At 65.3% G+C, this 10,469-nt stretch carries 11 protein-coding genes (1 of these 11 cut by a window edge); 8 read left to right on the top strand and 3 right to left on the bottom strand.

Features of this window, described 5'->3' with window-relative positions; translation table 11 throughout:
• Together RS899_RS30105 and RS899_RS30100 are read left to right on the top strand one after the other, a co-directional pair.
• Nucleotides 1–1,331, top strand: partial view of a peptidoglycan DD-metalloendopeptidase family protein gene (locus tag RS899_RS30105; protein ID WP_054908063.1) — the 3' portion only. The gene continues 115 nt to the left of window position 1, outside the view; only the last 1,331 of its 1,446 coding nucleotides appear in the window; its start codon lies beyond the left edge, outside the window; its stop codon occupies nt 1,329–1,331.
• Between the two features lie 3 nt (nt 1,332–1,334).
• Entirely contained in the window at nt 1,335–2,426 is a 1,092-nt protein-coding gene (locus tag RS899_RS30100; protein WP_315808739.1) for an anhydro-N-acetylmuramic acid kinase, read from the top strand.
• Nucleotides 2,427–2,482: 56 nt separating this feature from the next.
• Here RS899_RS30100 and erpA read toward each other — a convergent pair whose 3' ends face one another.
• Together erpA and argC are read right to left on the bottom strand one after the other, a co-directional pair.
• The gene (gene erpA / locus RS899_RS30095) at nt 2,483–2,833 is read right to left on the bottom strand and encodes an iron-sulfur cluster insertion protein ErpA (RefSeq protein ID WP_045212604.1); all 351 of its coding nucleotides are present in this window, start codon (nt 2,831–2,833) and stop codon (nt 2,483–2,485) included.
• A 135-nt stretch (nt 2,834–2,968) separates the two neighbouring features.
• The gene (gene argC, locus RS899_RS30090; RefSeq protein WP_315808738.1) at nt 2,969–4,003 is read right to left on the bottom strand and encodes an N-acetyl-gamma-glutamyl-phosphate reductase; all 1,035 of its coding nucleotides are present in this window, start codon (nt 4,001–4,003) and stop codon (nt 2,969–2,971) included.
• Between the two features lie 260 nt (nt 4,004–4,263).
• Between argC and hemJ the strand changes: the two genes are divergently transcribed.
• The 4 genes from hemJ (at nt 4,264) to RS899_RS30070 (ending at nt 7,724) form a co-directional block, all read left to right on the top strand.
• On the top strand, nt 4,264–4,689 hold the full coding sequence (gene hemJ / locus RS899_RS30085) for a protoporphyrinogen oxidase HemJ (RefSeq protein ID WP_315808737.1): 426 nt from the start codon (nt 4,264–4,266) through the stop codon (nt 4,687–4,689).
• Between the two features lie 19 nt (nt 4,690–4,708).
• Nucleotides 4,709–5,677: an NAD(P)H-dependent flavin oxidoreductase gene (locus RS899_RS30080; RefSeq protein ID WP_024763559.1), complete on the top strand. Its 969-nt coding sequence runs from the start codon at nt 4,709–4,711 to the stop codon at nt 5,675–5,677.
• 105 nt (nt 5,678–5,782) lie between these two features.
• Nucleotides 5,783–6,880, top strand: a complete 1,098-nt coding sequence (locus tag RS899_RS30075; protein ID WP_054908060.1) for a DUF805 domain-containing protein — start codon at nt 5,783–5,785, stop codon at nt 6,878–6,880.
• Between the two features lie 55 nt (nt 6,881–6,935).
• On the top strand, nt 6,936–7,724 hold the full coding sequence (locus RS899_RS30070; protein ID WP_315808736.1) for an SDR family oxidoreductase: 789 nt from the start codon (nt 6,936–6,938) through the stop codon (nt 7,722–7,724).
• 6 nt (nt 7,725–7,730) lie between these two features.
• Here the strand turns inward: RS899_RS30070 and RS899_RS30065 are convergent, their stop codons facing one another.
• Nucleotides 7,731–9,212 carry an AAA family ATPase gene (locus tag RS899_RS30065; RefSeq protein ID WP_315808735.1) on the bottom strand — a complete coding sequence of 494 codons (1,482 nt, stop codon included), beginning with the start codon at nt 9,210–9,212 and terminating at the stop codon, nt 7,731–7,733.
• A 93-nt stretch (nt 9,213–9,305) separates the two neighbouring features.
• On the opposite strand from RS899_RS30065, the gene RS899_RS30060 reads away from it, so the two are divergent.
• Nucleotides 9,306–9,644 carry a histidine triad nucleotide-binding protein gene (locus tag RS899_RS30060; protein ID WP_315808734.1) on the top strand — a complete coding sequence of 113 codons (339 nt, stop codon included), beginning with the start codon at nt 9,306–9,308 and terminating at the stop codon, nt 9,642–9,644.
• Between the two features lie 102 nt (nt 9,645–9,746).
• The gene (coq7, locus tag RS899_RS30055) at nt 9,747–10,394 is read left to right on the top strand and encodes a 2-polyprenyl-3-methyl-6-methoxy-1,4-benzoquinone monooxygenase (RefSeq protein ID WP_315808733.1); all 648 of its coding nucleotides are present in this window, start codon (nt 9,747–9,749) and stop codon (nt 10,392–10,394) included.
• The last annotated feature ends 75 nt before the right edge of the window (nt 10,395–10,469 follow it).

Raw genomic sequence — 10,469 nt, 5'->3', positions numbered from 1 at the left:
AGGCGAAGAAGACCACGCTCAATCTCGAGCTGGAAAACGGCACCGAGCAGATCCTCCAGGAAAAAGACGACCTTCGACCCGCTCCGGTCACGGAAGACGGCGGCTCCTCCCCTTTCGCACAGATTGAAGGGCAGCCCGACAACCAGAACAGCGCCGGAAAAGACGCGGAAAAGAAGAACGATCTCGCCGATTCGAACCAGCAACCCTCCCCCTCCGCTTCCGCAGAACCTGCGTGGAAAAGCGTGACCGTGGGCAAGGGTGACACTCTTTCCAACGTGTTCGCGAAGGCCGGCCTGCCGGCGAACGCCGTGCACGACATGCTTGCCGCCAACAAGGACGCCAAGCAGTTCACCCGTCTTGATGTCGGCCAGGACGTGGACTTCCTTATCGATTCCAAGGGCGAGTTGCAGGGCCTCAAGGTCAAGCGCAGCGATCTGGAGACCATCAGCCTGGCCAAGTCCGCCAAGGGCTATGACTTCAAGCGCGACCTGGTCAAACCCTCGGTACATGCCAACTATGCCCACGGCCGCATCGACAGCTCGCTGTTCGTCGCGGGCCGCAATGCCGGGCTGTCCCACGACCTGATCATGTCGATGGCCAACGTCCTGGGCTACGACATCGACTTCGCCCAGGATATTCGCCAGGGTGACGAGTTCGACGTGATCTACGAATCCCAGCAGGTGAAGGGCAAGCAGGTCGGCACCGGCAGTATCCTCGCGGTGCGCTTCGTCAACCGCGGCAAGGAATACACCGCGGTGCGCTACACCAACAAGCAGGGCAACACCAGCTACCTGCGCGCGGATGGCAGCAGCATGCGCAAGGCGTTCATCCGCACCCCGGTGGACTTCGCCCGCATCAGCTCGCGCTTCTCTATTGGGCGTTTCCATCCCATCCTGAACAAGATTCGTGCACACAAGGGCGTGGACTACGCAGCGCCGATCGGCACCCCGATCAAGGCGACCGGCGACGGCAAGATCCTCGAAGCCGGCCGTAAGGGTGGCTACGGCAACGCCGTGGTGATCCAGCACGGCCAGCGCTATCGCACCGTTTACGGTCACATGAGCCGCTTCGCCAAGGGCATCCGCTCCGGCGTGGCAGTGAAGCAGGGCCAGATCATCGGTTACGTCGGCATGACGGGGCTGGCCACCGGCCCGCACCTGCATTACGAGTTTCAGGTCAACGGCCAGCACGTCGATCCGCTGAGTGCCAAGCTGCCGACCGCCGACCCGCTGACCGGCCCGGAGCGCAAGCGCTTCATGGCCCAGGCGCAACCGCTGATCGCGCGCATGGACCAGGAGAAGGCAACCTTCCTGGCCCTGAACAAGCGCTGATCGATGCCGCTCTATCTGGGGGTAATGTCCGGGACCAGTCTCGATGGACTGGACATCGCCCTGATCGAGCAAGGCGAGCAGACCACTCTGCTCGCCTCCCACTACCTTCCCATGCCTGCGGCGCTGCGTGCCGATCTCCTGGCACTCTGCTCTTCCGGCCCTGACGAAATCGCCCGCACCGCCCTAGCGGAAAACCGCTGGGTGCGTCTCGCCGCACAGGGCATCAACGATCTCCTGGCTCGCGAGAATCTAGCCGCCAGCGCCGTTCGCGCGATTGGCAGCCACGGCCAGACCATTCGCCACGAGCCGCACCTGGGCTTCACCGTGCAGATCGGCAACCCGGCACTGCTCGCCGAGCTGACCGGCATCGATGTGGTGGCCGACTTCCGTCGTCGTGACGTCGCCGCCGGCGGCCAGGGCGCACCGCTGGTGCCCGCTTTCCACCGCGCGCTGTTCGGCAGCGATGGCCGCGAGTGCGCCATCCTCAACGTGGGCGGCTTCAGCAACGTTTCGCTGCTGAGCCCCGGCGAGCCGGTTCGCGGATTCGATTGCGGCCCCGGCAACGTGCTGCTGGATGCCTGGATTCAGGAGCAGCGCGGCGAACCCTATGACCGTGACGGCGCCTGGGCTGCCAGCGGCAGCATCGATCAGGCGCTACTGCAGAAGATGCTGTCCGATGAGTTCTTTGCCGCGAAAGGCCCGAAGAGCACCGGACGCGAACGCTTCAACCTGAATTGGCTGAACGCGGTCCTGGCCAAGCACGACCCGGTCAAGGACGAAGATGTACAGGCAACCCTACTGGAGCTGACCGCGCAAAGTATCGCCGCAGCGCTGCTGGAAGCGCAGCCCGGCTGCGAGGAAGTAGTGGTTTGCGGTGGCGGCGCCTTCAACGCAACGCTGATGCAGCGCCTTGCTGCGCATATACCGGGCGCCAGCGTGATCAGCAGCATCGACCGCGGCGTCGCGCCGGAATGGATGGAAGCCATGGCCTTCGCCTGGCTGGCCCATCGTTTTCTCCAGCGAGAGCCCGGCAATTGTCCGGAAGTCACCGCCGCCCAGGGGCCGCGCATTCTTGGCGCGCTCTACCCCGCCTGAACCCGCCCCACAAACAAAAACGCCGCGCATCTGCGCGGCGTTTTCGCTTTACGGCATCAGATCGAGAAGGACTGACCGCAGCCGCAGGTGGTTGCTGCGTTCGGGTTCTTGATGACGAACCGCGAACCTTCGAGACCTTCCTGGTAGTCCACTTCCGCGCCGGCGAGGTACTGGAAGCTCATCGGATCGACCACGAGGTTGACGCCGTCGCGCTCGACGATGGTGTCGTCGTCCGCGGTGTCTTCATCGAAGGTGAAGCCGTACTGGAAGCCCGAACAGCCACCGCCCGTGACGAACACCCGCAGCTTGAGGCGCGGATTGCCTTCTTCGTCGATCAGGTTCTTCACCTTGTTCGCAGCGCCTTGCGAGAACATCAGCGGAGTGGGGGTGAAGGTTTCGATGGTCATGGTGACAACTCTCCCGGCCGAAGCCGTACGTTACAACATTGCGGACTATTATCCGCTTACCCCAGAAAAACGGTCAACTAATCCGACTCATCCATTGGTCCAGATCAATCGACCGCCTTCCGGGGCAATCTTTCCTTACGGTAGCAGCGCGACGTTGGACAGGCCCAGGTGCTCGTCCAGGCCGAAGAGGATGTTCATGTTCTGGATCGCCTGGCCGGACGCGCCCTTCACCAGGTTGTCGATGACCGACAGGATCACCACCAGGTCGCCGCCCTGGGGACGGTGCACCGCGATGCGGCAGACGTTGGCGCCACGTACGCTGCGGGTCTCCGGATGGCTGCCGGCCGGCATAACATCCACGAACGGCTCATTGGCGTAACGCTCTTCATAGAGCTTCTGCAGATCGACACCACGATCAGCGACGCGAGCGTAAAGCGTCGCATGGATGCCGCGGATCATCGGGGTCAGGTGCGGCACGAAGGTCAGGCCAATATCACCTTTGGCGGCACGACGCAGGCCCTGGCTGATTTCCGGCAGGTGCCGGTGACCTTTCACCGAGTACGCCATCATGCTTTCGCCAGCTTCGCAGAACAGCGAGCCGACCTTGGCGCCACGACCGGCGCCGCTGACGCCGGACTTGCAGTCGGCAATCAGCTGGCTGGCGTCAGCCAGGCCGTTCTCCAGCAGCGGGATGAAGCCGAGCTGGGTGGCGGTTGGGTAGCAGCCGGGAACGGCGATCAGGCGAGCGGACTTGATCGCCTCGCGATTGACTTCCGGCAGGCCATAGACGGCTTCGGGCAGCAGCTCCGGCGCGCCGTGCGGCTGGCCGTACCACTTGGCCCACTCCTCGGCGTCCTGCAGGCGGAAGTCCGCGGACAGGTCGATCACCCGGGTACCGGTGGCCAGCAGTTCGCCGGCCAGCGCGTGAGCCACGCCATGGGGGGTGGCAAAGAACACCACGTCGCACTCGCCCAGACGTTTCACGTCCGGCACGCTGAAGGCCAGGCCGTCGTAGTGGCCTCGCAGGTTCGGGTACATGTCGGCGACTTTCACGCCCTCCTCGGAGCGCGAGGTGATCACCTCGACGCGCGCCTGGGGATGCTGTGCCAGCAGGCGCAGCAGTTCCACGCCCGTATAACCCGTACCGCCTACGATACCGACCTTGATCATCTGCCTGTCACTCCACCTATGGGGCCAAATTCAGGGGCAGTCATGATATGAGCCACCGCCCCCGCTGAACAGAGCGAATCCGCCTGAATTGAGGGTTACGCGGCGCAAGAGTTTCCGCTTTCCGATCAGGGGCCTGATTGACGCCTGGCGATACCGATTGCCGCATTCGAACGAACTTTCCCACACTGCAGCCGCCACAGGGATGACGGCATTGCACGGCGCCACTACTATCGGCTCAACCGTGATCCGAGGACGTCCCGATGCTTTACCTGTGGTTGAAAGCCTTTCACATCATTGCCGTAGTCTGCTGGTTCGCCGGCCTCTTCTATCTCCCGCGCCTGTTCGTCTACCACGCCATGAGCGAGGACGCCGCCAGCCGCGAACGCTTCTGCGTCATGGAGCGCAAGCTGTACCGCGGCATCATGGGCCCGTCGATGATCCTCACCATCGTCCTCGGTACCTGGATGCTCTATCTCAACCCCGCCTGGCTGACCCAGGGCTGGATGCACGCCAAGCTCACGCTGGTGGTGCTGCTGATCGGCTACCACCACGCCTGCGGCGCCATGCTCAAGCGCTTCGCGCGCGGCGAGAACGGGCGCAGCCATGTGTTCTACCGCTGGTTCAACGAAGTGCCGGTACTGTTCCTGATCGCCATCGTGATCCTGGTGGTCGTCAAACCCTTCTGACCCCGACAAGGAGACTGTCATGTCCCTGCCCGCCCTGCTCGACCGCCGCCTGCGCATTCCCCTGGTGGCGGCACCGATGTTCCTGGTCTCCACCCCGCAACTGGTACTGGCGTGCTGCAAGAGCGGCATCGTCGGCAGTTTCCCCGCTCTGAACCAGCGCGAGAGCAGCGGCTTCAAGGCCTGGCTGGAAGAGATCGAAGCCGGGTTGGCAGCCGACCCGCAGGCAGCGCCCTATGCAGTCAACCTGATCGTCCACAACACCAACCCGCGCCTGCAGGCCGACCTGAAATTGTGCGTCGAGCACAAGGTGCCCATCGTCATTACCAGCCTGGGCGCGGTGCGCGAGGTGGTCGATGCCGTGCACAGCTATGGCGGCCTGGTCTTCCATGACGTGACTACCCGCCGGCATGCCGAGAAAGCGGCGGAGGCCGGCGTCGACGGCCTGATCGCCGTCGCCGCTGGTGCCGGCGGCCACGCCGGTACCTGGAGCCCCTTCGCGCTGGTCGCGGAGATCCGCCAGTTCTTCGACAAGACCCTGCTGCTGGCCGGCTGTATCAACCATGGCCATGAGATCCTTGCCGCCCAGGTGCTGGGCGCCGACCTCGCCTACCTCGGCACCCGCTTCATCGCCACCCGCGAAAGCGCGGCCTCCGAGGCCTACAAGCACATGCTGCTCGACGCCCGCGCCGCCGATATCATCCACACCCCGGCCGTTTCCGGCGTACCGGCCAGCTTCATGCGGCAGAGCCTGGAGGCCGCCGGCTTCGACATGCAGCGGCTGAACGACAAGGGCGCGCTCAACTACGGCGAGAAACTCAAGCCGGTGAGCGACGAGGCCAAGGCCTGGAAGACCGTCTGGTCCGCCGGCCAGGGCGTCGGCGATATCCGCGACCTGCCGGCCGTGGGCGAGCTGATCGCGCGCCTGGACCATGAATACCGCCAGGCCCTGACCCGCAGCGCTGGCCTGTCCAATCAACTGCTGGTCTGAGCTGCGGCACCGCTCACGATATATCCGCCAGGGCCGCTTGTTGGCCTTCGGCGGCCCGATTACGCTGTAGCGATTCCAACATAGCCAGAAGACAAGGATGCCCCTATGGACCAATCCCGCTTCAAGATCGTGTTCGACGGCGCGCTGATGCCGCAGACGCCGCTGGAGACCGCCAAGGAAAACCTCGCCCGCCTGTTCAAGAGCGATGCCGCGAAGATCGAAGCGCTGTTCAGCGGCCAGCCGGTCGTGCTCAAGCGCGACCTGTCCGGCGACGAGGCCGACAAGTACTTGCGCGCGCTCCATGGCGCCGGTGCCAATGCCCGCAAGGAAGCCGAAGGCGCCCCGGGCTTCAGCCTGGTGGAAACCGATGACCATCCCAGCGAAGCGACCCTGGCCGCCCGCGCGGCCGGTGAAACGGCCAGCAACGAGCGGATGACCTGCCCCAAGTGCGGGCATGAGCAAGCCAGCGCCATCGAGTGCAGCGCCTGCGGCATCGTCATCGAGAAGTATCTGGCTCGCCAGGCAGAACTGGCAGCCAACCCTGCGCCCAGCGTGGCCGCCACGCCCTCCAATGGCGCGGCGTCTCCCTATGCTCCGCCCCAGGCGAAGGTCGGCGACGACCTACCGGAGTTCGGTGAACTGAAAGTACGTAGTCTGTCCGGTCGTATCGGCCGCGTGCGCTACCTTGGCTGGTCAGCGGCACTGTCCTTCATCGTCTTCGGCGCCTACCTGGTCGCCAGCCTGCTGATGGCCGTTTCGCTGCCCCTGGGCGTGGCCGCCATTGCCGCCGTGGTCATTGCCGCCATGGTCTTCAGCGTGCCCATCGGCGTGCAGCGCCTGCATGACCTGGGCTGGTCCGGCTGGCTCTGGCTGGCATTGCTGGTACCCTTCGTCAACGTGGTCCTCAGCCTGCTGCTGCTGTTCATGCCCGGCGAGCAGTCCGCCAACCGCTTCGGTCCGCCGCCGCCGCCCAACAGCACCGCCGTCAAGGTCCTGGCCTTCTCCTGGCTGCTGTTCCCGGTGTTTGGCGGTATCCTCGCCGCCATCGCGATCCCGGCCTACCAGAGCTACATCGAGCGTGCCCAGGCTGCGCAGGCGCAGTCCCAGCAGGGCGACGAAGCTGCCGACCCGGCGGCCACCGCGGAGCCCTCCGACGGCGACTTCAGCAGCGGTGACACCGAAGGCGGCGACTCGGATCAGTAATGCAACAACCCGTGGCGGGCGTGGTCGAACGCCACCCCGCCACAGAGACTCCTGAATGCCTCGTTTTGCCCTCATCACCGGCGCCTCCAGCGGTATCGGCCTGGCCCTGGCCGAAGCCCTCGCGCGTCGCGGCCAAGCGCTGATCCTGGTGGCGCGCAAGCGCGACGCGCTGGACAGCATCGCTTGCGAACTGTCCCAGCGTTTCGGGGTGGAGGTGCTGTTCCGCGTCTGCGACCTCTCCGAACCGCTGCAGATATCCGGACTGCTCCACGAGTTGGAACAGAGCGGGCGGCAGATCGAACTGCTGGTGAACAACGCCGGTGTCGGCACCTCCGGCGCCTTCATCGACCAGGACTGGTCCCGCGAGCAGGAATTGCTGGAGCTCAATGTGCTGGCCCTGGCCCGCCTGTGCCACGGCATCGGCGCCATGATGGAGCGCAGCGGCGGCGGGAGGATTCTCAACGTCGCCTCCATGGCGAGCCTCCTGCCCGGCCCCTGGATGAGCAGCTACTACGCCAGCAAGGCGTTCGTGCTGCACTTCTCCGAGGGGTTGCGCGAGGAGCTCAAAAGCCGTGGCATCAAGGTTTCCGTGCTCTGCCCGGGCCCAACCCGCACGGCGTTCTACCGCAACGCCGACATGCGCCTGGGCAAGCTCGACAATGGCAAGCGGATCATGTCGCCCGAGGAAGTCGCCTTCCTCGCGGTGAAGGCACTGCGCCGCGCGCCGGCGATCATCATCCCCGGCTGGCGCAACCGACTTTTCGCCTGCGCGGTGCGCCTGCTGCCGCGCTGGGCCCTGCGCAAACTGGCCGGCCGGGTCAATCGCCTGGCCCTGGTCAGCTAGCCAGGTTCAGTCCGCGCGTACCGTACGGCCATCGGCCCACGCGCGCAGGGCTGCCAACTCCTCGGCCATCACCACCGACAGCGGCGCTGTGCGGCGGATTTCTTCCAGCAGCAACGCCTGGTCCACGGACTTCTGCCGAGCCTGCGCGGCATAGAAAGCGCCGACGACTGCCTGCTCGATCTCCGCGCCGGAGAACCCTTCGGTGGCAGCGGCCAGCTCACCCAGTTCGAACTGGGCGGCGTCCAGTTCACGACGCTGCAGATGGATGCGGAAGATATCCTGGCGCACCTCGTCGTCTGGCAGGTCGACGAAGAACAGCTCGTCGAAACGCCCCTTGCGCACCAGTTCCGGCGGCAGGCGCTCGATGGCGTTGGCGGTGGCCACCATGAACACCGGCGCCTTGCGCTCGGCCATCCAGGTCAGCAGCGTGGCGAGAACGCGCTGGCTGACGCCATTGTCCTGGTCACCGGTGGCCACGCCTTTTTCGATTTCGTCCGCCCAGAGCACGCAGGGCGCCATGCTGTCGGCCAGGCGCAGCGCTTCGCGCAGGTTGCGCTCGGTCTCGCCGAAGTACTTGTTGTAGAGGCTGCCGAAGTCCAGGCGTAGCAGCGGCAGGCCCCACAGGCCGGCGATCGCTTTGGCTGCCAGGCTCTTGCCACCGCCCTGCACACCGACCAGCAGCACGCCCTTGGGCAGATCCTTGTCCTTGCCTTCGGTGAACGCGCTCTGCCGCTCGCCCAGCCAGCGCTTGAGGCTGGCCAGCCCACCCACTTCGGCGAAACGCGCGGTATCGTGCTCGAAGCTGAGCACGCCATCGAGGTTGAGGAGCTCGAACTTGGTGCGGTTCAGCTCCGGCAGGTCTTCCTGGGTGATCGCCCCATCGTTGCAGATCACGCTGCGCGCCAGCAGCCGCGCCTCACCATGAGTGAGTCCGCGCAGGTTCTTCACTACCTGGCGCAGCGTGCGGTTGTCCGTACGTACCCGCGCGCCCCGGTTACGCTCACTCCAGCGTGTCGCTTCCTCGCGGACCAGCCCCACCAGTTCATCCTCGGACGGCAACGACAAGGCAAAGCGCGCCGCGAAGCGCTGGACCTCGGCGGGCAGCTTCAGTGCATGGGAAACCAGCACCACCGTGGGGCGGAAATTCCCCTCGGCCATGGCGATCTCCTTGAGCAGGCGCACGGCACGCGGGTTGTCCGCCAGATAGGGATGCAGATCGCAGAGCACATAGAGGTTCGGCTGCGGATCGGCCTTGATCAGCCGCAGGGCATTCTCCGCCTCACGGCTGTCGCCCTCGCCCTGGGGCTCGCCACCGAAACCCAGGCGCTGCAATCCTTCGGTCGCCGACCAGAATTGCAGGTTTAGCCCGCGCCGTACCGCCAGGCCGGTCAGGGTTTCCAGGACCCTGGGCTCGTCCCAGGATTCGATCACGATCAGTTTGACCCTGGAATCGAGCACCAGGCCCAGGTCATGGATATCGTTCTGCACGCTCGCTCCTTGCGCTGGCCGGCCCGGAACTGGGCGCGGCGGTCGACGGCCGCTAAACTGCTGCTCCTGCCCATATGACTGGAGGTGCATTTCGTGGACTGTCTGTTCTGCAAGATCGTCGCCGGGGAAATTCCCGCGCGCAAGCTCTATGAGGATGACCAGGTCATCGCCTTCCACGACATCGGCCCGCAGGCGCCCGTGCATTTCCTGGTGATCCCGAAGATGCACGTCTCCACCCTCAATGACCTGACCGAGGCAGACAAGCCGCTGGCCGGGCACATCCTCTTCACCGCCCAGCGGCTGGCGAAGGAGCAGGGTTGCGACGAGGGCTTCCGCGTGGTGATGAACTGCAACGACCTGGGCGGCCAGACCGTGCACCACATCCACATGCATGTGCTAGGTCAACGCCAGATGCACTGGCCACCGGGTTGATCGGCGCCCCTTCGATAAAAGGAAGCTGCGCGCACCTCGGCAAGACCTGTCATCCGCCATCCGGTAAACTACCGGGCGAATGTTCCTACTCGGAGGTGCGCCATGTCCGCCGACCGTCACTACTCCCCCGCCGACCGCTTCCTGCTGCAGGCCGATGCTGCACTGCGCACCCTGCTGCCGTTCAGCGGTCATCCGGGGCGCCCGTCCCCTGCCATCGTCCAGCCCGACGCCGAGCTCAGCAAGACTGACGCCCGCCACGTGGCAGGCCTGATGCGCATCAACCACACCGGCGAGGTCTGCGCCCAGGCGCTCTACCAGGGCCAGGCGCTGACCGCCAAGCTGCCGAAGGTACGCAAGGCCATGGAGGAAGCGGCCGACGAAGAGGTCGACCATCTTGCCTGGTGTGAGCAGCGCATCCGTGAACTGGGCAGTCGCCCGAGCGTGCTCAACCCGTTCTTCTACGGGCTGTCCTTCGGCGTCGGCGCAGCCGCCGGGCTGATCAGCGACCGCGTCAGCCTGGGCTTCGTCGCCGCCACCGAAGACCAGGTCTGCAAGCACCTGGACGAACACCTGGCGGAAATCCCCGCCGAGGACCAGAAGTCCCGCGCCATCCTCGAGCAGATGCGCGAGGACGAGGAGCACCACGCCACCAGCGCCATCGAAGCCGGCGGCCTGCGCTTCCCGGCGCCGGTGAAGTTCGGCATGACGCTGCTGTCCAAGGTGATGACCAAGTCCACCTACCGGATCTGATCCGGCCGGCAACGAAAAAGGGGCGCCCAGTGGGCGCCCCTTTTTCGTTTCTACTATCGAGCGTTACGAGCGCAG

Source organism: Pseudomonas sp. C9-3 (genome assembly GCF_032392015.1).
Taxonomy (GTDB): domain Bacteria; phylum Pseudomonadota; class Gammaproteobacteria; order Pseudomonadales; family Pseudomonadaceae; genus Pseudomonas; species Pseudomonas nitroreducens.
Note: the sequence above shows the minus strand (reverse complement) of the source record. Positions and strands in the feature narration are given on the sequence as shown.

Bases quoted from the DNA above. Each gene is read 5' to 3' on its own strand.
- erpA (WP_045212604.1), bottom strand. From the start codon at position 2,833: ATGACCATCGAAACCTTCACCCCCACTCCGCTGATGTTCTCGCAAGGC.
- RS899_RS30075 (WP_054908060.1), top strand. From the start codon at position 5,783: ATGGACCAATCCCGCTTCAAGATCGTGTTCGACGGCGCGCTGATGCCG.
- RS899_RS30070 (WP_315808736.1), top strand. From the start codon at position 6,936: ATGCCTCGTTTTGCCCTCATCACCGGCGCCTCCAGCGGTATCGGCCTG.
- argC (WP_315808738.1), bottom strand. From the start codon at position 4,003: ATGATCAAGGTCGGTATCGTAGGCGGTACGGGTTATACGGGCGTGGAA.
- RS899_RS30100 (WP_315808739.1), top strand. From the start codon at position 1,335: ATGCCGCTCTATCTGGGGGTAATGTCCGGGACCAGTCTCGATGGACTG.
- coq7 (WP_315808733.1), top strand. From the start codon at position 9,747: ATGTCCGCCGACCGTCACTACTCCCCCGCCGACCGCTTCCTGCTGCAG.
- RS899_RS30080 (WP_024763559.1), top strand. From the start codon at position 4,709: ATGTCCCTGCCCGCCCTGCTCGACCGCCGCCTGCGCATTCCCCTGGTG.
- hemJ (WP_315808737.1), top strand. From the start codon at position 4,264: ATGCTTTACCTGTGGTTGAAAGCCTTTCACATCATTGCCGTAGTCTGC.